Origin of the sequence: Bradyrhizobium ivorense, assembly GCF_900696085.1 — a bacterium.
Taxonomy (GTDB): Bacteria; Pseudomonadota; Alphaproteobacteria; order Rhizobiales; family Xanthobacteraceae; genus Bradyrhizobium; species Bradyrhizobium ivorense.
In genome coordinates, this window is record NZ_CAADFC020000024.1 from 32,845 (window position 1) to 54,338 (window position 21,494).

Annotated in this window: 24 protein-coding genes; 12 read left to right on the forward strand and 12 right to left on the reverse strand. The window is 65.2% G+C overall.

The genetic code is table 11. The features are described 5' to 3' along the window. Window positions 1-100 precede the first annotated feature (100 nt). From CI41S_RS29860 to tsaA, 5 genes are all read left to right on the forward strand, one after another. Window positions 101-1,135 (forward strand): lytic transglycosylase domain-containing protein, encoded by a 1,035-nt coding sequence (locus tag CI41S_RS29860; RefSeq protein WP_430650051.1) that lies wholly within the window; start codon window positions 101-103, stop codon window positions 1,133-1,135. Window positions 1,136-1,459: 324 nt separating this feature from the next. Next, complete coding sequence (locus CI41S_RS29865) at window positions 1,460-2,212, forward strand: AzlC family ABC transporter permease (protein WP_139862789.1); 753 nt, start codon at window positions 1,460-1,462, stop codon at window positions 2,210-2,212. Then, on the forward strand, window positions 2,209-2,553 hold the full coding sequence (locus CI41S_RS29870) for an AzlD domain-containing protein (RefSeq protein WP_139484191.1): 345 nt from the start codon (window positions 2,209-2,211) through the stop codon (window positions 2,551-2,553). The genes CI41S_RS29865 and CI41S_RS29870 overlap by 4 nt, the downstream gene beginning before the upstream one ends. A gap of 61 nt (window positions 2,554-2,614) precedes the next feature. Then, window positions 2,615-3,589 carry a Bug family tripartite tricarboxylate transporter substrate binding protein gene (locus CI41S_RS29875; RefSeq protein ID WP_139862790.1) on the forward strand — a complete coding sequence of 325 codons (975 nt, stop codon included), beginning with the start codon at window positions 2,615-2,617 and terminating at the stop codon, window positions 3,587-3,589. 3 nt (window positions 3,590-3,592) lie between these two features. Continuing rightward, window positions 3,593-4,084, forward strand: a complete 492-nt coding sequence (tsaA, locus tag CI41S_RS29880) for a tRNA (N6-threonylcarbamoyladenosine(37)-N6)-methyltransferase TrmO (RefSeq protein ID WP_139862791.1) — start codon at window positions 3,593-3,595, stop codon at window positions 4,082-4,084. A gap of 113 nt (window positions 4,085-4,197) precedes the next feature. On the opposite strand, the gene CI41S_RS29885 is transcribed toward tsaA, so the two are convergent. The 4 genes from CI41S_RS29885 to CI41S_RS29900 all read right to left on the reverse strand — a co-directional run bounded on the left by CI41S_RS29885 (window position 4,198) and on the right by CI41S_RS29900 (window position 7,332). Further along, window positions 4,198-4,623: an HIT family protein gene (locus CI41S_RS29885; protein ID WP_139862792.1), complete on the reverse strand. Its 426-nt coding sequence runs from the start codon at window positions 4,621-4,623 to the stop codon at window positions 4,198-4,200. Window positions 4,624-4,676: 53 nt separating this feature from the next. Next, window positions 4,677-5,927: a GNAT family N-acetyltransferase gene (locus tag CI41S_RS29890; RefSeq protein ID WP_139862793.1), complete on the reverse strand. Its 1,251-nt coding sequence runs from the start codon at window positions 5,925-5,927 to the stop codon at window positions 4,677-4,679. 181 nt (window positions 5,928-6,108) lie between these two features. Next, window positions 6,109-6,861, reverse strand: a complete 753-nt coding sequence (locus tag CI41S_RS29895) for a glycerophosphodiester phosphodiesterase (protein WP_139862794.1) — start codon at window positions 6,859-6,861, stop codon at window positions 6,109-6,111. Between the two features lie 3 nt (window positions 6,862-6,864). Continuing rightward, window positions 6,865-7,332, reverse strand: a complete 468-nt coding sequence (locus tag CI41S_RS29900; protein WP_139862795.1) for a RidA family protein — start codon at window positions 7,330-7,332, stop codon at window positions 6,865-6,867. A gap of 261 nt (window positions 7,333-7,593) precedes the next feature. Here CI41S_RS29900 and CI41S_RS29905 point away from each other — a divergent pair, with 261 nt between their 5' ends. Together CI41S_RS29905 and CI41S_RS29910 are read left to right on the forward strand one after the other, a co-directional pair. After that, window positions 7,594-8,460 (forward strand): cell envelope integrity EipB family protein, encoded by an 867-nt coding sequence (locus tag CI41S_RS29905; protein WP_139484198.1) that lies wholly within the window; start codon window positions 7,594-7,596, stop codon window positions 8,458-8,460. 144 nt (window positions 8,461-8,604) lie between these two features. Beyond that, window positions 8,605-9,006 carry a RidA family protein gene (locus tag CI41S_RS29910; RefSeq protein ID WP_139862796.1) on the forward strand — a complete coding sequence of 134 codons (402 nt, stop codon included), beginning with the start codon at window positions 8,605-8,607 and terminating at the stop codon, window positions 9,004-9,006. Between the two features lie 120 nt (window positions 9,007-9,126). Here CI41S_RS29910 and CI41S_RS29915 read toward each other — a convergent pair whose 3' ends face one another. Together CI41S_RS29915 and CI41S_RS29920 are read right to left on the reverse strand one after the other, a co-directional pair. Continuing rightward, complete coding sequence (locus tag CI41S_RS29915) at window positions 9,127-10,443, reverse strand: DNA polymerase IV (protein WP_139862797.1); 1,317 nt, start codon at window positions 10,441-10,443, stop codon at window positions 9,127-9,129. After that, on the reverse strand, window positions 10,422-10,721 hold the full coding sequence (locus tag CI41S_RS29920; protein ID WP_139862839.1) for a DUF3572 domain-containing protein: 300 nt from the start codon (window positions 10,719-10,721) through the stop codon (window positions 10,422-10,424). The genes CI41S_RS29915 and CI41S_RS29920 overlap by 22 nt, the downstream gene beginning before the upstream one ends. A gap of 229 nt (window positions 10,722-10,950) precedes the next feature. Here CI41S_RS29920 and CI41S_RS29925 point away from each other — a divergent pair, with 229 nt between their 5' ends. Further along, window positions 10,951-11,316: a response regulator gene (locus tag CI41S_RS29925; protein WP_016845968.1), complete on the forward strand. Its 366-nt coding sequence runs from the start codon at window positions 10,951-10,953 to the stop codon at window positions 11,314-11,316. Window positions 11,317-11,330: 14 nt separating this feature from the next. Then, the gene (locus CI41S_RS29930; RefSeq protein ID WP_139862798.1) at window positions 11,331-12,704 is read left to right on the forward strand and encodes a PleD family two-component system response regulator; all 1,374 of its coding nucleotides are present in this window, start codon (window positions 11,331-11,333) and stop codon (window positions 12,702-12,704) included. A 106-nt stretch (window positions 12,705-12,810) separates the two neighbouring features. On the opposite strand, the gene CI41S_RS29935 is transcribed toward CI41S_RS29930, so the two are convergent. After that, window positions 12,811-14,019: a serine hydrolase domain-containing protein gene (locus CI41S_RS29935; protein ID WP_244626731.1), complete on the reverse strand. Its 1,209-nt coding sequence runs from the start codon at window positions 14,017-14,019 to the stop codon at window positions 12,811-12,813. Between the two features lie 130 nt (window positions 14,020-14,149). Next, window positions 14,150-14,749, reverse strand: a complete 600-nt coding sequence (locus CI41S_RS29940) for a TetR/AcrR family transcriptional regulator (protein ID WP_139862800.1) — start codon at window positions 14,747-14,749, stop codon at window positions 14,150-14,152. A 133-nt stretch (window positions 14,750-14,882) separates the two neighbouring features. Here CI41S_RS29940 and CI41S_RS29945 point away from each other — a divergent pair, with 133 nt between their 5' ends. The 3 genes from CI41S_RS29945 to CI41S_RS45060 all read left to right on the forward strand — a co-directional run bounded on the left by CI41S_RS29945 (window position 14,883) and on the right by CI41S_RS45060 (window position 18,213). Then, on the forward strand, window positions 14,883-16,115 hold the full coding sequence (locus tag CI41S_RS29945) for an MFS transporter (RefSeq protein WP_139862801.1): 1,233 nt from the start codon (window positions 14,883-14,885) through the stop codon (window positions 16,113-16,115). A gap of 503 nt (window positions 16,116-16,618) precedes the next feature. After that, entirely contained in the window at window positions 16,619-18,013 is a 1,395-nt protein-coding gene (locus CI41S_RS29950; protein WP_139862802.1) for an ammonium transporter, read from the forward strand. 71 nt (window positions 18,014-18,084) lie between these two features. Then, window positions 18,085-18,213: a hypothetical protein gene (locus CI41S_RS45060; RefSeq protein ID WP_256438757.1), complete on the forward strand. Its 129-nt coding sequence runs from the start codon at window positions 18,085-18,087 to the stop codon at window positions 18,211-18,213. Here the strand turns inward: CI41S_RS45060 and CI41S_RS29960 are convergent. From CI41S_RS29960 to CI41S_RS29980, 4 genes are all read right to left on the reverse strand, one after another. Next, window positions 18,210-18,740: a hypothetical protein gene (locus tag CI41S_RS29960; protein WP_139862804.1), complete on the reverse strand. Its 531-nt coding sequence runs from the start codon at window positions 18,738-18,740 to the stop codon at window positions 18,210-18,212. The genes CI41S_RS45060 and CI41S_RS29960 overlap by 4 nt on opposite strands. Window positions 18,741-18,849: 109 nt before the next feature. Next, window positions 18,850-19,017, reverse strand: a complete 168-nt coding sequence (gene rpmG, locus CI41S_RS29965) for a 50S ribosomal protein L33 (protein WP_018271988.1) — start codon at window positions 19,015-19,017, stop codon at window positions 18,850-18,852. A gap of 127 nt (window positions 19,018-19,144) precedes the next feature. Then, a complete protein-coding gene (locus tag CI41S_RS29970) occupies window positions 19,145-20,470 on the reverse strand; it encodes an LLM class flavin-dependent oxidoreductase (RefSeq protein ID WP_139862805.1) in 1,326 nt (441 codons plus the stop codon). Between the two features lie 260 nt (window positions 20,471-20,730). Continuing rightward, entirely contained in the window at window positions 20,731-21,468 is a 738-nt protein-coding gene (locus tag CI41S_RS29980) for an NUDIX hydrolase (RefSeq protein WP_139862807.1), read from the reverse strand. Window positions 21,469-21,494 lie beyond the last annotated feature (26 nt).

The following is a 21,494-nucleotide window of genomic DNA, read 5'->3' on the forward strand; positions in this document are numbered from 1 at the left end:
CAGCCATAGCTAGACCAGGAGCGGGCGGTGTCAAGCCGCGCCCGGTGGGAACAGATTTGCGATGCGAACGGGTCTTTGCGCCGCACTCGGGATGTTTCTGATGCTGTCGGCACTGGCCCGTGCCGAGGAGGCGACGCCTGCTGCGCCCCCGTCGCCAGCCCCCGAGCAGCCCGTAGCGCCTCCCGCGGACAAGGCCGCTCCGCCGGCCGAGCAGCCTGCAGCACCGCCGGCCGAACAGCTCGCGCCATCCGCCGAGAAGTCTGCGGCGCCTCCGGAGGGGACACCTGCCGACAAGCCCGCCGCCGCTGAGAAGCCCGACGACAGCGCGCGCGAGAGCGACACTCGCGAGGCGATGTGCCTGATGATCGAGTCGGCGGCGCGCTCCAACGATTTGCCGCTGGAATTTTTCGCCCGCGTGATCTGGCAGGAGAGCCGTTTCCAGGCCGACGCGGTCGGCCCCATTACCCGCAACGGCCAGCGCGCGCAGGGCATCGCGCAGTTCATGCCGGGCACCGCCAGCGAGCGCGGACTGCTCGACCCGTTCAATCCGGTGCAGGCGCTGCCGAAGTCGGCCGAGTTCTTGAGCGAGCTGCGCAGCCAGTTCGGCAATCTCGGGCTCGCGGCCGCTGCCTACAATGCCGGACCGCGCCGGATCCAGGAGTGGCTTGCCGGCACCGGCTACATGCCGCAGGAAACCCGCGCCTATGTCTACGCTATCACCGGCTCCAGCGTCGACGATTGGGCGGCCGCGGGACGCACCGGCAAGATGCCCGAGCGCAAGGCGACCTCGAGCTGCCGCGAGCTGATGGCGCTCTTGAAGCGCGCGCCGAATCCGTTCGTGGCCGGGCTCGAGCAGCACGTCACGCTGTCGGCGGCGAAGGTCTGGGGCGTGCAGCTCGCCGCCGGCTTCAGCCGCGACAAGGCGCTGGCGATGTATGCCCGCGCCATGAAGCGGCTGTCCAACGTGATCGGCGACCAGGATCCGAGCCTGCTCTCCTCGCGGCTGCGCACGCGCGGCAGCGCCACCTTCTACCAGGTGCGCATCGGCGCCGACACGCGGCCCGAGGCCGACGGCCTCTGCAACCGCATCCGCAAGGCCGGCGGGGCGTGCTTCGTGCTCAAGAACCGCGCGTGAACACGTAGCCCGGATGCAGCGAAGCGAAATCCGGGGGCCGCTGCGTCCGCGGAGAGTGCAATCCCGGATTACGCTTCGCTCCATCCGGGCTACGCAGGAATTCTCCACGTCATTTGCGAGCCAACGGGTCGCGCGTACGCGCGCCGATAATCGGCTCAGCGAAGCAATCCATCGGTCCGCATACGCTGCGGCATGGATTGCTTCGCTGCGCTCGCAATGACGGTTGGGGTGACGGTGTCGCATACCGGCCCTGTGCCGCCGCTTGCTTGACCCTGCACCCCGCGCGCCCTAAGCCGCCGCCATTGCAACACCATCCGGTTCACCGTGGCGCTTCCTCCGCTCGATTCTCCGCAATGGCAGACCTCGTTCCGCGCCTTTCTGTGGGGCGCGCGGTCGATCGGCGCGACGGTGCTGACCCTGGTGCTGTTTGCGACCTATCTCGGCATCGGCGCGCTGGCCCATGATTCCGGCTTCTCTCTGGGCTGGACCCTGGCGAGCACGGCGTTCGTCTGGGCGGGGCCGGCGCAGATCATCGTGATCACGACGCTCGGCTCCGGCGCCACCGTGCTGCAGTCGGCGATCGCGGTCACCGTCAGCGCGATCCGGCTGTTTCCGATGGTGGTGTCGGTGCTGCCGATGATGCGCACCGAGAAGACAAAACGCTGGCATTTGATCCTGGTGGCGCATCTCACCGCGGTGACGTTGTGGGTCGAATGCTTCCGCTTCCTGCCGCAGGTGCCGCGCAACCGGCGCATCGCCTTCGTGCACGGGCTCGGCTGCGGGCTGGTCTCAGTCTGTCTGATCGCGAACACGATCGGCTACACGCTCGCCGCCAATCTCTCGCCGCTGCTTGCGGCCGGCATCTTGATGCTGACGCCGCTGGCGTTCCTGTTCTCGACCGCGCGCAACTGTCGCGAAGTCGCCGACGTCGTGGCGCTGCTGCTTGGGCTGCTGCTGTTCCCGGTGGCGGCGATGCTCAACAGCGGCGTCGACATTCTGGTCAGCGGCGTCGTCGCCGGAACTGTCGCCTATGGCGTGCACCGCGTCAGGGCGGGGATGGTGAGGGCGCGCGCATGACGGGCTTCATCGGCGACTGGCATGCGCTGGCGATCCTGTTCGTTGCCGGCGTTATCCCCAACCAGATATGGCGCATGCTGGGCCTGTGGTTCGGCGGCGGCATCGACGAGAGTTCCGAGCTGCTGGTCTGGGTGCGGGCGGTTGCGACCGCGATCCTTGCCGGCATCATTGCGCAGATCGTGGTGCAGCCGCCGGGCGCGCTGGCCAGCGTGCCGGACTGGCTGCGCTACGGCGCGGTCGCCGCCGGTTTTGCCGTTTTCATGCTGACGAAACGCTCGATCTTCGCCGGCGTGATCGCGGGCGAAATCGTCATGCTCGCGGGCAAAACCTGGCTCGGCTGATTGCGGCGAGCGCATTATCGGCTAGTCTCGCGCCCCAACAAACAACAATTGGGGAAACGGCATGAGATGGCGGGCAGCAGCAATCATTGTCGGTCTGATCGCAGCGCTTGCGGCGCCGCCGTCCCGCGCCGCAGACTATCCGGCGCGCCCGATCAAGCTGGTCGTGCCCTATGCCGCGGGCGGGCCGACCGACGTGCTCGGCCGCCTGGTCGGCGAATATCTCGGGCGTGACCTCAAGCAGGTCGTTGTGGTCGAGAACAAGGCCGGCGCGCAGGGCGCGATCGGCGCCGAGGCCGTGGCGCGCTCAGATCCCGACGGCTATACGCTGTTCGTGACGGCGGCCTCGATCTTCGTGCTCAACCCGCTGCTCTACAAGAAGCTGCCCTACGATCCGACGCGGGATTTCCGGCTGCTGGCCGTGATCACCGATGCGCCGATGATCATGGAGGTGCATCCGTCTGTGCCAGCGAAGACGATCGCGGAGTTCGTCGCTTATGCCAAGAAGAACCCCGGAAAGCTCAATTTTGGTTCGGCCGGCACCGGCGGCACGGTGCATCTTGCCGGTGAGATGTTCAAGCAGATGGCCGGCGTCGAGATGACCCATGTGCCCTATAAGGGCGCAGGTCCCGCGCTGACCGATTTGCTGTCCGGCAACATCCAGCTGATGTTCGACACGCTCGGCACCGCGTTGCCGCCGGTCAAGTCGGGCATGCTGCGGCCGCTCGGCGTCAGCTCGACGCAGCGTATTGCCGATCTGCCTGATCTGCCGACCATTGCCGAGAGCGGCTATCCCGATTATGCGGTCAGCGTCTGGTATGGTATCGCAGCGCCGTCGAAAGTGCCGGACGAGATCGCCGGCAAGATCAAGGCGAGCCTCGATCGGGCCTTGAACGACGAGGCGTTTCGCGCTTCGCTGCTCAAGATCGGCTTCCCGCCGCTGCAGCCGAAGAGCCAGGCCGAGATCGACAAATTCGTGGACACCGATCGCGCGCGGTGGGCAGGCGTGGTCAAGGCGCTGAACATATCGTTGGACTGACAGATGGTACGTGAAATGGAATTGCGCCAGGGCGAGGTCGCCGTCGACATGCCGTCGGCGCGCGATGCCGGCCTCGTCTTCATCGGCCGCATCCGCACGCCCTGGACCTCGCGGCTCGAGACGCCGCGGCAGGGGCGGCATGACGGCCCGGTGTGCCAGCTCGAAATCTTCGAGCCATGGGTCGCTGCGATCAAGGGCGTCGATTTCTACAGCAATCTCGAAGTACTGTACTGGCTGCATCAATCGCGCCGCGACATCGTGCTGCAGAGCCCGAAGAATAACGGCAACACCCGCGGCACCTTCTCGCTGCGCTCGCCGGTGCGGCCCAATCCGATCGGGACGGCGATCGTGAAGCTGGTCGGCGTCGAGGGCAACGTGATCCTGGTGCGTGGCCTCGACTGCCTCGACGAGACGCCGCTGATCGACGTCAAGCCGGACCGCTGCGAGTTCACCCCGCTCGCGCCGCCGCAGCCGGGCGATTTCGAGACGGAGTGAGCCCCGTAGCCCGGATGCAGCGAAGCGAAATCCGGGGCCGGTGTCGCCGCGAGGTGGGAATCCCGGATTACGCTTCGCTGCATCCGGGCTACGAAGCGGTGCGGACGGCGAGCCTACTTCAACGCCGCGATCAGCTTCGCCGCCGTTGCCTCGAGTACCTTGGCCTCTTCCTTGCGGCTGGCGGGCGGCAGCAGCGGCTCGCCGTCCCTGCGCGGCATCACATGCATATGCAGGTGGAACACGACCTGGCCGCCGGCGGGCTCGTTGAACTGCTGCACGGTGATGCCGTCGGCCTCGAATGCCTTCATCGCGGCGGCGGCGATCTTGTGGGCGCCGCGCGCGACATGGGCGTAGTCATCGGGCTTGACGTCGAGGATGTTGCGGGCAGGGGCCTTCGGGACCACCAGGGTGTGCCCCGGCGAGCGCGGCATGATGTCGAGGAAGGCGAAGACGTGCTCGTCCTCATAGACCTTGTAGCAGGGCAGCTCGCCGCGCAGGATTTTTGCGAAGATGTTGTTGGTGTCGTAGGCGGCAGGCATCTTGATCGCTCCCTCAATTCTCTTTGCGTAATGTCGCGCCCTCGGCAACGACGTCAAGCGTCGTCGTCGGCCGTCTTGCGGAACGGACCGGCCTCGGTGAGTTCGCGGCCGACCTCTTCGACATAGGCGCGCTCGCGCTTGAGGTAATCGGCGATCGCGCGGCGCAGCGAGGGGTCGGCGATGAAATGCGCCGAATAGGTCGTCTGCGGCAGGTAGCCGCGCGCCAGCTTGTGCTCGCCCTGCGCGCCGGCTTCGACCACCTGGAGCCCGCGCTGGATCGCGAAATCGATCGCCTGGTAGTAGCAGACCTCGAAATGCAGGAACGGGTGGTGCTCGATCGCGCCCCAGTTGCGGCCGAACAGCGTGTCCGAGCCGATGAAGTTGATCGCGCCGGCGATCCAGCGCCCGTTGCGCTTGGCCATGACAAGCAGCACGTCGCGGCTCATGCTCTCGCCGATCAGCGAGAAGAATTTCCGGGTCAGATACGGCCGGCCCCATTTGCGCGAGCCGGTCTCCATGTAGAACTCGAAGAACGCGTCCCAGGCGTCTTCGGTGATATCTGGGCCGGTCAGATGGTGGATGGTGATCCCGGCTGCGACCGCTTCGCGGCGTTCGCGCTTGATCGCCTTGCGGTGGCGGGAATTCAGCGAGCCGAGAAAGTCGTCAAAGGTCTTATAGCCGTCATTGTGCCAGTGGAACTGCTGGTCGGTCCGCTGCAGGAACCCGTGCTCGCCGAGCAGCTTGGCTTCCTCCTCGCGAGCAAAGGTCACGTGCACGGAGGAAGCCTCGGTGGCGTTGCACAGCGCCCGCAGGCCGCGCGCCAGCGCTGCGCCGATCAACTCGCGGTCGACGCCGTCGCGGATCAACAGCCGTGGCCCGGTCGCCGGCGTGAAGGGAACGGAGACCTGCAGCTTCGGATAGTAGCTGCCGCCGGCGCGGTGATAGGCCTCGGCCCAGCCGCGGTCGAACACGTATTCGCCCTGCGAATGCGATTTCAGATAGCAGGGCACCACGCCGACGATTTGGCCGTCGAGCTTTGCGATCAGATGCCGCGGGCCCCAGCCGGTGCGCGGGCAGGCCGAATTCGAGGCTTCCGCGGCGGCGAAAAAAGCGTGCGAAACGAACGGGTTATAGCCGGGCTTTGAAATCGTCCGGCAACTGCCTGCAACGTCGGGCGAGGCCAGCGTATCGAGGTTTTCCAGGCTGTCCGGATCGCCTTTGGGATTGGCGCAGGCATCCCACTCCGCGGCGGGAACGCCGCTGATCTCTGGAACCGCTTCGAGGGTGATTTCGGAAGACGCCATCGAGAATGAAAACCGGTGCCTCTTTTGCGCATGATCCCTTGCACGGTCCCTTGCACGGTTCCTTGGGAAAACCGACTTCCGCTTGTCCGGATCATGCCCTGCAATCAGCCGCCGCAGCTGGCGACCAACCCTTGCAAAGATCGTGCATCGCAGCGACGACTTCAAGGCTGCAAGGGACATGTCAGGTTCCCGGGACAAACCCCTCAAAAATCATCTGGTCGGCGTAGCGCGCCGCGCGCTCGCGTTGGTCCGCGGTGCGCACGGTCCAGGCCAGCAGCGGGCAGCCGAAGATGTTGCGGGCGATCCAGGGCGCCGGCGCGGGCAGCTGGTTGACCCAGAAGGCGACGAAATGCGGCTCGGTGCTGAAGCCATGGCGCAGATACAGCATGCTGTCGCGCTGCGCCTGCGTCAGCTTGGTCCAGGAGCTGTCGTCATAGGTCCGCTGGGCGGTGATGCCGCGCGGCAGGTTCGGCATGATCTCGCGCAGCGCCAGCACCTGGTCGGGATCGAACGACATGCCCACGACGGGCCCGGAATAGGACGACAGCACCTCGGCCATCCGCCGCACCAGCTTGCGGTCGCCGTCGAAATGGCTCTTCACCTCGACGACCAGCGGAACACGGCCGGCGACCAGCGTGCAGAGATCGCCGAGCGTCATGATCTGCTCGGCGGTGTCCTTGAACTTCACCGCCTTCAGTTCCGCCGCGGTCTTGGTCAGCAACGGGCCGGAGCCCGCGGTGAGACGCCCGAGCTTGTCGTCGTGATGCACCATCGCCTCGCCGTCGGCGGTGAGCTGGATATCGCACTCGATGGCGAAGTTGCCTGCGACCGCGGCATGGGCCGCGGCCGGCATGTTCTCGATGATGCCGCGTGCGGCATCGTGCAGGCCGCGATGGGCGACCGGCCGCCTGGTCAGCCAATCCGGCGCGCGCATCGATCAGGAGACTTCGAAAATGCCTTCGACTTCAACCGCCGCATCGGCGGGCAGCGAGGCGACGCCGACGGTGGTGCGGGCATGACGGCCCTTGTCGCCGAATGCCGCGACCATCAGGTCGGAGGCGCCGTTCAGCACCTTCGGTCCGTCGACGAAGTCGGGCGCGGAGTTGATGAAGCCGCCGAGCCGCACCACGCGCACCACCTTGTCGAGATCGCCGAGCGCGGCCTTGATCTGCGCCAGCAGGTTGATGGCGCAGCCGCGCGCCGCCGCCGCGCCCTGCTCGAGGGTGACGCCGGCGCCCAGCTTGCCCTTGGCGATCAGCTTGCCCTCGGCGTTGAAGCAGACCTGGCCGGACACGAACAGCAGGTTTCCGCTGCGGACGAACGGCACATAGTTGGCGACCGGGGAGGTGGGCTCGGGCAGCGTGATGTCCTGTTCCGCCAGCTTTTGTTCGACTGTACCCGCCATCTTGTTGGACCCCCGGTTGGTTTTTGCACGAAAGCCTGAACGCGGTCAGGCCGGGATTGTTTCGCGCATCGCGCCGCCGGTTGCAAGCGAGCGACAAGGCACGACCGGCCCCGCGATCGCTGTGGGACGCGGCGCGGACGGGCCGCCGAAAAAGCCGGCATTGCCTTCTGCGGCCATTGCTTTTTTGTGAAACTTGCCCCAGTTGCGGCGTAATACAACCGTCACTATTGTGGCGACTCGCTGGCTCTTTGAGGAGAAATCATGATCCTGCCGTTCCGGACTGCGTCGCGTGCCCTGGTGCTGTCGATCGCCGTGGCCGCCGGATCCGGTCTGGCCCACACGCCGGCCGCGGCCGCCGCCGGCGGGCCGTTTCTGGCGCATCAGGCGCTGTACGATCTCAGCCTTTTGAAGTCGCGCGGCAGCAATGCGATCAACGACGCGCGCGGGCGCATCCTCTACAATTTCTCCGGCAACTCCTGCGAAGGCTACACCTCGGAATTCCGCCAGGTGTCCGAGCTCGACAGCGGCGAGGGCAAGGTGACGCTGTCGGACCTCCGCTCGTCGTCCTGGGAGGACGGCGCCGGCAAGAGCTACCGCTTCAAGATCGCCACCCGGATGAACGACAGCGAATCGTCGCCGGTGGATGGCATCGCCGAGCGGGTCGGCGATCATATCACCGTGAAGCTGACCCAGCCGGTCAAGAAGACCTTCAATCTCGAGGGCAAGGTCGTGTTCCCGACCGAGCAGATCCACCACATCATCGATGCGGCACGCGAGGGCAAGTCGGTGCTCGAGCTGACCGTCTACGACGGCTCCGACAATGGCGAGAAGGTCTACAACACGCTAACCGTGATCGGCCGTCCGATCACCGGCGACCGCACGCCGGCGTCGCCCGATCCTTCGACGGCGAACGACGTCATGAAAACCATGACGCGCTGGCCGGTGACGGTGAGCTATTACGATCGCGACGCCCGCGCCAAGGATGGCGAGCAGTCGCCGGTCTACGCGATGTCGTTCGAGCTCTACGAGAACGGCGTCTCTCGCGCGCTGGTGCTGGATTACAACGATTTCGTGATCTCGGGCGCGCTGGACAAGTTCGACGTCCGGGATTCCAAGCCCTGCAAGTGACGGGCTGATTTTCTCCCCACACTCAACCGTCATCCCGGCCTTCGCCGGGACGACGGTGGAGCGAGGTCGCTCTGCTTCGCTCTGGTCGAACCCGCCGGACCCGGATACGCTTTCCCCAACAACGCGTGTCAGGGAGGCACCATCATGGCGAAGCTCGAACATCATCGTCCCAGCGGCCTGCATCACAATCCGGCCTATTCCCACGTCGTGGTCGCCTCGGGCGCGCGCACGATCTACATTTCAGGACAGGTGTCGGTGGACGAAGAGGGGCGGGTGGTCGGTCCCGGTGACCTCGCCGCGCAAACGACGCAGGTGATGACGAACCTCGGGTCGGCGCTGAAGGCCGCCGGCGCGACCTATTCCAACATCGTCAAGATCACCACCTTCGTGGTCGGCTACAAGCCGGAGCTGCGTCCGATCATCGGCAAGGCGCGCGGCAAGTTCTTCGAGGGCATGGAGCCGCCGGCCTCGACGCTGGTCGGCGTCACCGCGCTGGCGGCGCCGGAATGGCTGATCGAGATCGAGGCGGTGGCGGTCGTGGATTGAGGCTCCTTCCGCGTCATTGCGAGGCGCGCAGCGACGAAGCAATCCATCTGTCCGCGCACGCTGAAGCATGGATTGCTTCGCTTTGCTCGCAATGACGGAACCCTGTGGAAGCCGGGGCGGCTACTCCTCCGCCGTCTTCTCCGGTCCCTCATAGGCGATGCCCCGGATCACCGCGGCGTTGCCGAATTTCTTGCGCAGATTGTCCATCGCGCGCTCGGCGTGGGCGGAGCGGCGGTCGAGCATGTCGGAATCGCCGGCCTGCGCGCCCGGGCGCAGCGCGCTGACGCCGGCGCCCATCAGGCGGAAGGCGGTGCCGTCGATCTCCTTGGCCAGCATCTCGCGCGACACCGCAAAGATCTTGGCCGCGAGCTGGGTCGGCGACTGGATCGACTGCGAGCGGGTGCGCTGACGGAAGTCCGCGGTCTTCAGCTTCAGCGTGATGGTGCAACCGGAGAGCTCGCTGGTCTTCAGCCGCGCCGAGACCTTCTCCGACAGTCTCCAGAGCAGCCTTTCCAGCGTCGCGAAGTCGCGGATGTCGGTCTCGAACGTGGTCTCGGCCGAGATCGTCTTGGCGCCGCGATCGGCCACCACGCGGCGGTCGTCGATGCCGCGCGCGAGCCGCCAGAGACGGCGGCCTTCGCTGGCGAACTGCTTCATCAAATCGTTCTCGTCGGCGCGCTGCAGGTCGGCGATGGTGCGAAAGCCGCGCTGCACCAGCTTCTCCTGCGTCGCCGGGCCGACGCCGTAGATGAAGCCGACCGGCTTGTCGGCCAGCATCACGTGGGCCTCGTCCTGATCGAGCGCGGCAAAGCCGCGCGGCTTGTCGAGGTCGGAGGCGATCTTGGCGAGGAATTTGTTGCAGGACAGGCCGACCGACACCGTGATGCCGACCTCGCGCTCGACGTCATGGGCGAATTTGGCCAGCACCTTGGCCGGGATCATGCCGTGGACGCGCTGCGTGCCGGAGAGATCGAGAAAGGCCTCGTCGATCGACAGCGGCTCGACCAGCGGCGTCAGCGCCTGCATGGCGCGGCGTACCTCGCGCCCGACCCGGACATATTTCGCCATGTCAGGCGGGATCACGGTGGCCTCCGGGCAGAGTTCCAGCGCTTTGAACATCGGCATCGCCGAGCGCACGCCATAGGTGCGGGCGATGTAGCAGGCGGCCGAGACCACGCCGCGCTTGCCGCCGCCGATGATGACGGGCCGGTCGGCGATCTCAGGATTGTCGCGCTTCTCGACCGTTGCGTAGAACGCGTCGCAATCGATATGCGCCAGCGCCAGCGTCGGCAGGGTGCGGTGACGCACCAGCCGCGGCGAGCCGCAATGGCTGCATCGCTTCGCCTTGATGTCGAGATCGCCGAGACAGTCTCGGCAGAAACTGAGGGGGCCGTCGAAAGCTGCGGCTGCCGTCGTCACGGCACGTCGCGCTCCCATTGCGGGTCGCCCAGCACCTGACGGGCGGCAGCGATGTTGGTCGGGTGCAGTTCCGAGGCCTTCGCGAAGGCCTGCACGGTGGCATCGTCGCGCATCACGAAATCGAGCACGCTCGCAAGAAATTGCGGGTCGGACGCCGCGTTCCGCAGCGTCTCCGGACCGATTCCGGTCTCGGCCAGGAACAGGCCTAGCCGTTCAGGATCGCCGGCAATGAAGCCCAGCGCCTGAATCGCAACGATTTCAGCGACTTCCCGGGGGTTGTGAACAGGCTTTTTCAACGCGCCGGTTTGCCTTTCCGTTAACTTATGGTCTCTAATGAGAGGCCCATCATGCCCGAGTCTTCCGCGCATGTTCAAGCAACGGAAACCACACTGCGGAAGTTGGACTTCGGGTTAACGGGTTGGAGCGATTCAGGCGCTAGTTTGAATTCACATTTTCGACGCGCCCCGAGCGCGGTGCGTGAGGTGCCGCAGCCGGGCCCGTTTCTTGAGGTTTGGGAGGGACGGGATGGCCAAAACCGTCCTGATCGTGGAGGACAACGAGCTCAACATGAAGCTCTTTCGCGATCTGTTGGAAGCGCATGGCTATCAGACCTCAGGCACCAGCAATGGCTTTGAGGCGCTTGATCTCGTCCGCAAGCTGCGCCCTGATCTCATCTTGATGGATATCCAGCTGCCTCAGGTCTCCGGCCTCGAGGTCACGCGCTGGATCAAGGACGACCCCGACCTGCGCACGATACCGGTGGTCGCTGTTACAGCCTTCGCCATGAAGGGCGACGAAGAGCGCATCCGCGAGGGCGGCTGCGAAGCCTATTTGTCCAAGCCGATCTCGGTCGGGAAATTCATTGAGACTGTCCGACGCTTTATCGGATAGGGGAGTACCAGTTCATGTCCGCGCGTATCCTCGTCGTCGATGACGTTCCGGCGAACGTCAAGCTGTTGGAAGCCCGCCTGTCAGCCGAATATTTCGATGTGCTGACTGCATCCAACGGAACCGAGGCGCTGGAAATCTGCGCGCGCGCCGAATGCGACATCATCCTGCTCGATGTCATGATGCCTGACATGGACGGCTTCGAGGTTTGCCGCCGGCTGAAGTCCAATCCCGCCACGCATTTCATTCCGGTGGTGATCGTCACCGCGCTCGACAGCCCGGCCGACCGCGTGCGCGGGCTCGAGGCCGGCGCCGATGATTTCCTGACCAAGCCGGTGTCCGACGTCGTGCTGATCGCGCGCGTGCGCTCGCTGACGCGGCTGAAGATGATGACCGATGAGCTGCGCATGCGCGCCATCACCTCGCTCGAGATCGGCATGCAGGCGCCGGAGCGCAGCGCGATTGCCGACAAGGGCATGGGCGGCCGCATCCTGCTGGTCGACGACCGCCCGTCGTCCTACGAGAAGCTGGCGCCGATCCTGTCCAGCGAGCACACCGTCGATGTCGAGACCAATCCGGCGGAAGCGCTGTTCCACGCCGCCGAGGGCAATTACGACTTGCTGATCGTCTCGCTCAGCCTCGACAATTACGACGGGCTGCGGCTGTGCAGCCAGGCCCGCTCGCTGGAGCGCACGCGCCAGGTTCCGATCCTCGCGATCTCCGATGCCGACAACAACACGCGGCTGATGCGCGGGCTCGAGATCGGCGTCAACGACTATCTGCTGCGCCCGGTCGACAAGAACGAGCTGATGGCGCGGGCGCGCACCCAGATCCGCCGCCGCCGCTACACCGATCATTTGCGCGACAATGTGCAGAACTCGATCGAGATGGCGATCACCGACGCGCTGACTGGCTTGCACAATCGCCGCTACATGGAGAGCCATCTCGCAACGCTGGCCGAGCAGGCCTCGATGCGCGGCAAGCCGCTGGCGCTGATGATCCTCGACATCGACTACTTCAAGGCGATCAACGACACCTACGGCCACGATGCCGGCGACGACGTGCTGCGCGAATTCGCGGTGCGGATCCGCAAGTCGATCCGCGGCATCGATCTCGCCTGCCGCTACGGCGGCGAGGAGTTCGTGATCGTGATGCCGGAAACCGACCTCCACGTCGCCGGCATGGTCGCCGAGCGGCTGCGCCGCTCGATCGCAGGCGAGCCGTTCGCGGTCGACAAGGGCGGCACGCGGATCGCGGTGACGATCTCGATCGGCCTCACCACGCTGGAGCGCAAGGGCGAGCCGGTCGGCGATGTGCTGAAGCGCGCCGACACCGCGCTCTATCGTGCCAAGCACGACGGCCGTAACCGGGTGGTTTCGGCCGCGGCGTAAAATTATCTCGTAGCCCGGATGCAGCGCAGCGCAATCCGGGGCCCTTGTGTCCGCGGATGCAGCGTCCCCGGATTGCGCTGCGCTGCATCCGGGCTACGAAGCTATCTCACCGCCCGCGTCTCACCGCCTCATAGGCCATCCGCTTGAACTCGAACGCAAACGGATGGACGAACGCCATCTGGCGCTGCGCCATCATCACGCCTGCAACGCCCGTCTTCGGCGAGATCCACCACTGCGTGCCGGCGACGCCGCCCCAGTAGAGTTCACCGGCCGCATCGGGATGATCGATCGGCGAGGTCGGGTTGAGGATCAGCCCGCCGGCGAGGCCAAAGGCCTTGCCGGGCTGCTCGCCCATCATCGCAAAGCGGATCCATTGGCCCGGGACCAGCTGATTGGTCATTGCCTGCGCGATCGTCTCGGGCTTGAGCAGCGTCGGACCGCCGGGCAGCAGGCTGCGGATCAGCGCGACCATGTCGTGCATCGTCGAGACAAGGCCGCCGCCGCCGTTGAAGCGCGGTACTGGCCGCAGGTAAGCGCCGGGATAGGGCGAGTTGTCGGTCCGCGTCAGTCCCGGCTTCATCGGATCCATCAGATCGGCGCCGGCGTAATAGGCGACGAGCCGGTTATGGTCCTGCTCCGGCACGAAGAAGCCGGTGTCGACCATGCCGAGCGGATCGAGAATCCGTGCCTTGATGAACGCGTCGAACGGCTGGCCGCTGATGACCTCGACAAGCCGCGCCACCACGTCGATGGCAACCGAATATTCCCATGACGTACCGGGATGGAAGACCAGCGGCAGATCGGAAAGGCCGTCGACCATGTCGGCGAGCGTCGACAGCGGATTGAGGATTCTGCGCTCGTTGTAGGCCTTGAAGATCGGCGTGCCCGGATCGAACAGGCCGTAGCTGAGGCCGGCGCTGTGGCTGAGCAAGTGACGAATGGTGATCGACGATCGCGCCGGCTCGGTGTCGTCGATCGACGTCGCGCCCGGCCGCAGCACCTTGCGCTTGCCGAGCTGCGGGATGAATTTCTCGATCGGGTCGTCGAGCTTGAAGCGGCCTTCCTCGACCAGCAGCAGCGCGGCGCAGGAGGTGATCAGCTTGGTGTTGGAGAAGATGCGGAAGATGTGGTCGGTGCGCAGCGGCGTCTGCGCTTCCTTGTCGGCCCATCCGACGCAGCCGACGTCAACGATGTCGCGTCCGGTCAGAACCGTCCAGGAGATGCCGGACAACAGATCGTTGTCGATGTAGCGCTGCATGGCCGCTCGCGCCGGCGCGAAATCGTAGCCGGCGGCGGTCACCTTCAGATCTTCCATGGTCGCTCCCCTGTTGCGCCGCAGGCCGTTAGCGCTGCTATCGGCAATCTCGCCTGACGGAATATCCAGCGAGAGATGCCGTCACGCGTGGACGCTAACAACCAAACGCGACGCGGGGACGCAACCGTATTCAGCCGGCGCGCGGCTTCGCCGCGCCTGATGTGCCGAGCTTCACGCCGGCATTGGCCAGCAGCACCTTTGCGGCTTCCCTGGCCGCGCGCGCCATCGCGGGATCGTCGCGCACCAGGTCCTGTGCGATCGAGCCGTCGACCAGCAGCACGAGCTGGGTCGCAAGCCCTTCCGCATCGGCGACGCCGAGCTGCTGCAGCAGATCGCGAAACCAGACGCGGCGGCTTTCCTTGAAGGCGACGGCGATGTTCCTGACGGTGCGGTGCTCGTCCTCCGGACCGAGCTCGGCCACCGCATTGACGAACGGACAGCCGCGAAAATCCTCCGCCGCGAAGCGCCGCTCCAGCGAATCGAAGGTGGCGAGAATCTGCTCGGCCGGCGGCTTGTCGGAGGGGCGGGGATCGACAAAGCGGCGCCGCAGATAGGCCTCGATCAGCGCGTCCTTCGACGGGAAGTGATTGTAAAGCGTGCGCTTGCTGATGCCGATCTCGGCCGCGATGGTGTCGACGCCGATGGCGCGAATGCCCTGCAGGTAGAAGAGTTTGTCGGCGGTCTCGAGGATCCGCTCTTTCATGGTCTGTTTGGAAGGCAGGGAAGCCATGCGTGGGCCGGGATCGTCTTCGCTTGACAGCACCACCCCTGTATAGCCTAATTACACAGGTCTGTGTAACTAAAACAGATGGGAATCGCAGGACGCGGCTGTCGTGCCGCGCCTGAACGGGAGAATAAGAACAATGCCCCTGTTACAGGTCCTGCGTCCCACGCTTCCGATTCTGATCGGCGCCTCCATCATGCTCACGCTGAGCATGGGGCTGCGGCAGAGCCTCGGCATCTTCCTGCAGCCGCTGACCCAGGACATCCACATCTCGGTGTCCGATTTCACGCTGGCGCTGGCCGTGCAGAACCTCGCCTGGGGTTTTCTGCAGCCTTTGGCCGGGGCGATGACAGTGCGTTACGGCTTTCGCCCGATCATGCTGGTCGGCGCGCTGCTCTACATCGCCGGCCTTGCGCTGATGACGGCCGCGCATGGGCTGGTCAGCGTCATGATCGGCGGCGGCGTTTTGATCGGCACCTCGCTCGCCTGCACCGCGGCGGCGATCGCGATGTCGGTCGCGGCGCGCGCGGTGCCGGAGACGGTGCGCTCGACGGTACTCGGCATCGTGTCCGCCGCGGGCTCGCTCGGCGCGCTGCTGTCGGCGCCGATCGGCCAGATGCTCAATGAGGGCTTTGGCTGGCGCGTCGGGCTCGCCGGCTTCGTCATCCTGTCGATCTTCATGATTCCGGCAGCATGGTACGCCGGCCGCGTCGACAAGGTCCCGCTGCCGAAGCCCGCTGGCGACGACATTGGCAACGCCACCGCCGCGATGGCCACCAAAACCGCGTTCGGCAACGCGTCGTTCATGGTGATGACCTGCGCCTACATGGTCTGCGGCATGCAGCTCGTCTTCCTTACCACGCACCTGCCGTCGTATCTCGCGATCTGCGGCCTCGATCCGATGCTGAGCGCGCAGACGCTTGGCATGATCGGCGGCTTCAACGTGCTGGGCTCGCTGTTCTTCGGCTGGGCCGGCCAGCGCTGGAACAAGCTGGCGCTGCTCGGCGGCATCTACATCTTCCGCTCGCTGGCGCTCGCCTGGTACTTCATGCTGCCGGCGACGCCGGCATCCACGCTGCTGTTCGGCGCCATCATGGGCTTCCTGTGGATGGGCGTTGGTCCCTTGGTCGCTGGCGCGGTCGCCGAGATGTTCGGCCTGCGCTGGCAGGCGATGATCCAGGGCCTCGCCTTCATGAGCCACCAGATCGGCAGCTTCCTCGGCGCCTATGGCGGCGGGGTGCTGTACGACGCGCTGGGCTCCTACACCATGGCCTGGCGCATCGGCGTCGCGCTGGGGCTTGCCGGCGGCATCATCCAGGTGGCGTTCGCGCTGATCCGGCCGTCGCAACCGCCTGTGCTCAAGACCGCTTAACTTTCAGATCCATGCGTGGTCGGTGACTGCTCCTTGTGAGAGCAGTCACCGCTTGCTGCCTATTTTTCGATCAATCGCCTGCCGCTAGAGCGTGCAGTGGAGCGCGATTCCGTTCTAGCCGCGGATCGAAGTGGCAGCACTTTCAAAGCGTTACGCGGCGCGCATCGGTGGCACGAATCTTGTTTCGATTTGGCTAGAAATCGTGCCGGAAGCCCTCGCCAAGGTTTCCGGCCTGGGGACTCATGGGAAGGGCTGGCCGCGATGAGGCTAGTCGCCGTCACTCTCCAGCCATCTGCGCACGACGGCCTTGGCAGCGCCGCCGAGCAGGCCCTTGTGCCTTGCGTCCGGCCAGATGTCGCCACGCGTTCGGTACTTCGCGCCACCCGCATCACGGCACGTCGAGACATTCCGAAAACCCAGCGCGCAGGTGTGCCTTTCGGCGCTCACGCCTCGGACGCGCCGCGCCCTTTCCGAACACCAACACGTCTTGTGATGGGAGGAAGATGATGGAGTATGCGACATACACGCGCCGGAAGCTCGCGAGAATCGTCGTTGCCCTGCTGGGAGTGGCGTTTCTTTGCCTGCTGTTCAGCGACCCGGCGCTAGCCGAGGACGCTGCGCCGCCGGCCTGCGGCGGCAAGATTCTCGAGAAGTGCACGCCGAATTCCGGCGACACCGCCTGGATGCTCACGTCAGTCGCGCTCGTCCTGATGATGACGGTCCCGGGGCTCGGCTTGTTCTATGGCGGCATGGTGCGCAAGAAGAATGTCGGCGATACCGTGATGACCAGCTTCGCCGTCACTTGCCTAGTCACGATCCTGTTTGCCGTCCTCACCTACAGTCTGGCGTTTCGTGCCGGCACGCCGTTTATCGGCGGCCTCGATCGCCTGTTCCTCAAGGACATCCTGAGCGACATCGGCAAGGGCGGCATCGGCAATCCCAATCCACTCGCCGCGACCATCCCTGAGTCCGTTTACATCTGCTTCCAGATGACGTTCGCCATCATCACACCGGCGCTGATCGCGGGCGCGTTTGCCGAGCGGATGAAGTTCTCCGCGATGCTCTGGTTCATCGGGCTGTGGGCGATCTTCGTCTATGCGCCGATCGCACACTGGGTCTGGGGGCCCGACGGCATATTCGCGGCCGGCAACGACGCTGCGTGGGTGAAAGTGCTCGATTTCGCCGGCGGCACCGTGGTGCACATCAACGCGGGCGTCGCGGGCCTGATGTGTGCCATCATGCTCGGAAAGCGCAGTGACACCGGACCGGCACACAACATGGTGCTGACATTCATCGGCGCTTCGCTGCTGTGGGTCGGCTGGTTCGGCTTCAATGCCGGCTCCGCCGTCACGGCCGGAATGCAAGCGGGCATGGCAATGCTGGTGACCCAGATTGCAACGGCGATGGCAGGCTTCACCTGGATGCTGGTGGAATGGGCGTTGAAGGGAAAGCCGACCGTCGTCGGCATCTGCTCCGGCGCCGTCGCCGGCCTCGTCGCGATCACGCCGGCCTCCGGCTTCGTCGGCCCGGTCGGCGCGTTTGCCATCGGCATCGCTGCCGGCGTCTGCTGCTACTGGGGATGCACCGGCTTGAAGCGCATGTTCAGCTATGATGACGCGCTGGATTGCTTCGGCGTCCATGCCCTCGGCGGCATCGTCGGAGCGCTGCTGACGGGCGTGTTCGCGGTCGAGCAATATGGTGGTACCGCGGGCGTTCTGGAGGGAAATGCCGGACAGTTCGTCAATCAGTGCATCGGCGTCGCGACGGTCTTCGTGTATGATGCCGTGGTGAGTCTGATCATCCTGTTCGTGATCAATCTCTTCGTCGGGCTTCGTGTGACGCGGGATATCGAGCGCGAGGGATTGGATCTGGCACTGCACGGCGAGGTCGTGCAGTAGGCTTGGCGGCATTCCGCAAGGCCGGCGAAGTCAGCCGGCCGGCGCGGGATAAAGCTGTTCGAGGTGATCCCATGAACTGGTTCTATTGGAACACAGCGTGGTCGCTGTTCTTCAGCCTCGTTTGGTTCATGACCATCACACACAATCCAGATGCGCAGATCGCAGATGCGCATCTGCGCGATGAGGCGTTCAAGGGTTAGCTCCGGTAGTAACGCCACATCCTGAGGAACGTCCGGTGGATCTCATCGGGCGCCCGATCGAATGGCTCGAGATTGACGCGCACCACGCCACGATGGTCCATGCGCCACGGCAAGCGCATCAGGCGCCGATAGGTCGGCCGCTTGCGCCAATCGGCCACCAGCGCACTGCCGAGCGGTGCGTTGAGCGCGATCTGCAACTCGTGAACGGTCATCGCGCGCTCGGCGATCTCGACGAGGTCGATGCGCGCGATGGCGCGCCAGCGGATCAGTCCGAAGGCCTGGATGAAGATACCGTACTGGTTGGCGCCGATGGTCGGACGACCGGCCTCCAGCAGGGGGATGTTGTAGTAGGTGAAGCCGGCGGCCGCCGCCGCCGGCGCCAGCCAATAGATTGCGCCCGTGATCCAGGTCGCGGTCAGGAAGATCGCGGCCAGCGCGGCCGTGACATAGACCGGAAAGTAGATGTCCTCGCGGCCGTAGGCGACCGAGTAGCCGCCGACGTTTCCCTCGTCTAGGCTTGCGATCATGTGAGCCCCGCACCCGGGACTTGTCCGGAAAAGATGAGGGACGACACCAGGCCATAAAGCAAAAACGGGGCCGCGAGGGCCCCGTTCGAAACGTCGGAAGCAGACCGGCTTACTTGATCTTGGCTTCCTTGAACTCGACGTGCTTGCGCGCGACCGGGTCGTACTTCTTCTTGACCAGCTTGTCGGTCATGGTGCGCGAATTCTTCTTGGCGACGTAATAGAAGCCGGTGTCCGCCGTCGACACGAGCTTGACCTTGATGGTGACCGCCTTGGCCATGTGCAAAACCTCGAAAATAGGGAGATATCGGGAGCCGGCCAAATCGGCCCGCGTTTGGCCGGGAAACTAGCCACAAACCGCCAGAAGTCAAGGATTTCCCGGCCGAACCAGTGCCGATTCCGGCCAATTAGCCCTCGAAGAAGCGGTTTTTCGGCCGCGGCAGGCCCAAATTCTCGCGCAGCGTCCGCCCTTCATACTCGTTGCGGAAGATCCCGCGCCGCTGCAGTTCCGGGACCACCTTGTCGACGAAGTCGAACAGGCCCTGCGGCAGATAGGGGAACATGATGTTGAAGCCGTCGCTGCCGTGCCCCGTCAGCCATTCCTCCATCTGGTCGGCGATGGTCGAGGGCGTGCCGACGAAGGCGAGCCCGCCATAGCCGCCGACGCGCTGGGCAAGCTGGCGCACTGTGAGCTTGTCACGCGCGGCGACCTCGACGAGGCGCTGCCGTCCGCTCTTGCTGGCATTGGTCTCCGGGATCGGCGGCAGCTGCCCGTCCGGATCGAAGCCGGAGGCATCGGTGCCGAGGATCACCGACAGCGAGGCGATCGCACTGTCGTAATGCACGCGGCTGTCGAGCAGCGCGCGTTTCTCCTTGGCCTCCTCGACGCTGTCGCCGACCACGACGAACGCGCCGGGCAGGATCTTCAGATGTTCGGGATCGCGGCCGATCTTTTCCATGCGGCCCTTGATGTCGGCATAGAGCTTTTGTCCGTCGGCGAGACTGCCGCCGCCGGTGAACACGGCTTCCGCGGTCTCGGCCGCGAGCTGCCTGCCGTCATCGGACGCGCCGGCCTGCACGATCACCGGCCAGCCCTGCACCGGGCGGGCGATGTTCAGCGGGCCGCGCACCGAGAGATATTTGCCCTTGTGATTGAGCGTGTGCATCTTCGCGGGATCGAAGAACAGCCCGGACTCGACGTCGCGCACGAAGGCGTCGTCGGCGAAGGAATCCCACAGCCCTGTGACGACGTCATAGAACTCGCGGGCGCGCTTGTAGCGCTCGGCATGCTCCATATGGTCGTCGAGGCCGAAATTCAGCGCAGCGTCCGGATTGGACGTGGTGACGATATTCCACCCCGCGCGGCCGCCCGAGAGATGGTCGAGCGAGGCGAAGCGGCGGGCGACGTGATAGGGCTCGTCGAAGGTGGTCGAGCCGGTCGCGATCAGGCCGATGTTCTCGGTAACCGCCGACAGTGCCGAGAGCAGCGTGAATGGCTCGAACGAGGTCACGGTGTGGCTGCGCTTCAGCGCATTGATCGGCATGTTGAGCACGGCCAGATGGTCGGCCATGAAGAAGGCGTCGAACTTGCCGGCCTCCAGCTTGCGGATCAGCTGCTTGATCTGGTCGAAGTTGAAATTGGCGTCGGGCCAGGCCCCGGGATAGCGCCAGGCGCCGGTGTGGATGCTGATCGGCCGCATGAACGCGCCGAGCTTGAGTTGACGCTTCGCCATTGCCCCGTTCCGTTGTTGAGGTCGTTAGCGGAACAGATAGGGAGGCGGTCCACGGCGCGCCATCCCGGCGGCGGCAGAAGATTTTTGCAATTTGAACGGCCGCTGGAGGATAAGTCCGCAACCGCCGGCCACATCGTCATCGCGAGCGAAGCGAAGCAATCCATCGTCCCGCTTGTTGAAGCATGGATTGCTTCGTCGCTTCAGCGCAAATTGCTTTGCAATTTTGTCGCGAGCTCCTCGCAATGGCGGTTGGGTGTGCATCACGCCCCCAGCACATCCTTGTGCATCTTGCCGCCGTAGAAATGGAAGAACGGCACCGCGGCATCATGGCGGAGCGGGCCGGTGGCGAGGCGGCGGTCGAGCTCGGCGAGCACGTTCTTGGTCATGGCGTGCGCATCCGCCAGCGGCTCGGAGCCGATCTCGACCCACACCAAATCGACCAGCTCGGCGTCGGCATGCACCACGCCATCGACGCGGTGCGCGATGGTCGAGGCATCGGCGGTGAAAAAGCGGGTGTCGAAACGGCGGACGCGGCCGGGCGGGGTGATCGCGCGCGCGATCAAAAACAGGCCGGACGGATCGGGCAGCAGGCCTGCGTCGGCGAATGGCTTCCAGGGACCATCGAGCTTGATGGTCTTCTCGACCTTGCGGCCGAGGCAGAGGCCGGTCTCCTCGCAGGCTTCGCGGATCGCGGCGTTGGCCAGCGCACGCGCGCGGCCGGGCGTGATCTTCGGGCTGCCTTTCAGAAGATTGGCCTCGAGCTCCGGCGTGATCTGTGCCGCGACCGGCACGCGGTTATCAGCCTTGTCGACGCGGCCACCGGGGAAGACGTATTTGCCCGGCATGAACACCACCTTGTCGTGGCGCTTGCCGACCAGCACCTTTGGTTTGGGACCGGAGCGGTCGATCAGGATCAGCGTCGCCGCATCCTTGGGCCGGAAATAGGGGTGATGATCGGCTTCTTTTTCCCCTTGGTGGACAGCGGCAGCTTCAGTCATTTCATCCCTTTCGGCTCTTGTTGGGT

Coding starts and splice junctions, on each gene's coding strand:
- CI41S_RS29860 (WP_430650051.1), top strand. CDS start 101: ATGCTGTCGGCACTGGCCCGTGCCGAGGAGGCGACGCCTGCTGCGCCC.
- CI41S_RS29870 (WP_139484191.1), top strand. CDS start 2,209: ATGACGGGCTTCATCGGCGACTGGCATGCGCTGGCGATCCTGTTCGTT.
- CI41S_RS29875 (WP_139862790.1), top strand. CDS start 2,615: ATGAGATGGCGGGCAGCAGCAATCATTGTCGGTCTGATCGCAGCGCTT.
- tsaA (WP_139862791.1), top strand. CDS start 3,593: ATGGTACGTGAAATGGAATTGCGCCAGGGCGAGGTCGCCGTCGACATG.
- CI41S_RS29885 (WP_139862792.1), bottom strand. CDS start 4,623: ATGCCTGCCGCCTACGACACCAACAACATCTTCGCAAAAATCCTGCGC.
- CI41S_RS29890 (WP_139862793.1), bottom strand. CDS start 5,927: ATGGCGTCTTCCGAAATCACCCTCGAAGCGGTTCCAGAGATCAGCGGC.
- CI41S_RS29895 (WP_139862794.1), bottom strand. CDS start 6,861: ATGCGCGCGCCGGATTGGCTGACCAGGCGGCCGGTCGCCCATCGCGGC.
- CI41S_RS29900 (WP_139862795.1), bottom strand. CDS start 7,332: ATGGCGGGTACAGTCGAACAAAAGCTGGCGGAACAGGACATCACGCTG.
- CI41S_RS29905 (WP_139484198.1), top strand. CDS start 7,594: ATGATCCTGCCGTTCCGGACTGCGTCGCGTGCCCTGGTGCTGTCGATC.
- CI41S_RS29910 (WP_139862796.1), top strand. CDS start 8,605: ATGGCGAAGCTCGAACATCATCGTCCCAGCGGCCTGCATCACAATCCG.
- CI41S_RS29915 (WP_139862797.1), bottom strand. CDS start 10,443: ATGGGAGCGCGACGTGCCGTGACGACGGCAGCCGCAGCTTTCGACGGC.
- CI41S_RS29925 (WP_016845968.1), top strand. CDS start 10,951: ATGGCCAAAACCGTCCTGATCGTGGAGGACAACGAGCTCAACATGAAG.
- CI41S_RS29930 (WP_139862798.1), top strand. CDS start 11,331: ATGTCCGCGCGTATCCTCGTCGTCGATGACGTTCCGGCGAACGTCAAG.
- CI41S_RS29935 (WP_244626731.1), bottom strand. CDS start 14,019: ATGGAAGATCTGAAGGTGACCGCCGCCGGCTACGATTTCGCGCCGGCG.
- CI41S_RS29940 (WP_139862800.1), bottom strand. CDS start 14,749: ATGGCTTCCCTGCCTTCCAAACAGACCATGAAAGAGCGGATCCTCGAG.
- CI41S_RS29945 (WP_139862801.1), top strand. CDS start 14,883: ATGCCCCTGTTACAGGTCCTGCGTCCCACGCTTCCGATTCTGATCGGC.
- CI41S_RS29950 (WP_139862802.1), top strand. CDS start 16,619: ATGATGGAGTATGCGACATACACGCGCCGGAAGCTCGCGAGAATCGTC.
- CI41S_RS45060 (WP_256438757.1), top strand. CDS start 18,085: ATGAACTGGTTCTATTGGAACACAGCGTGGTCGCTGTTCTTCAGCCTC.
- CI41S_RS29960 (WP_139862804.1), bottom strand. CDS start 18,740: ATGATCGCAAGCCTAGACGAGGGAAACGTCGGCGGCTACTCGGTCGCC.
- rpmG (WP_018271988.1), bottom strand. CDS start 19,017: ATGGCCAAGGCGGTCACCATCAAGGTCAAGCTCGTGTCGACGGCGGAC.
- CI41S_RS29970 (WP_139862805.1), bottom strand. CDS start 20,470: ATGGCGAAGCGTCAACTCAAGCTCGGCGCGTTCATGCGGCCGATCAGC.
- CI41S_RS29980 (WP_139862807.1), bottom strand. CDS start 21,468: ATGACTGAAGCTGCCGCTGTCCACCAAGGGGAAAAAGAAGCCGATCAT.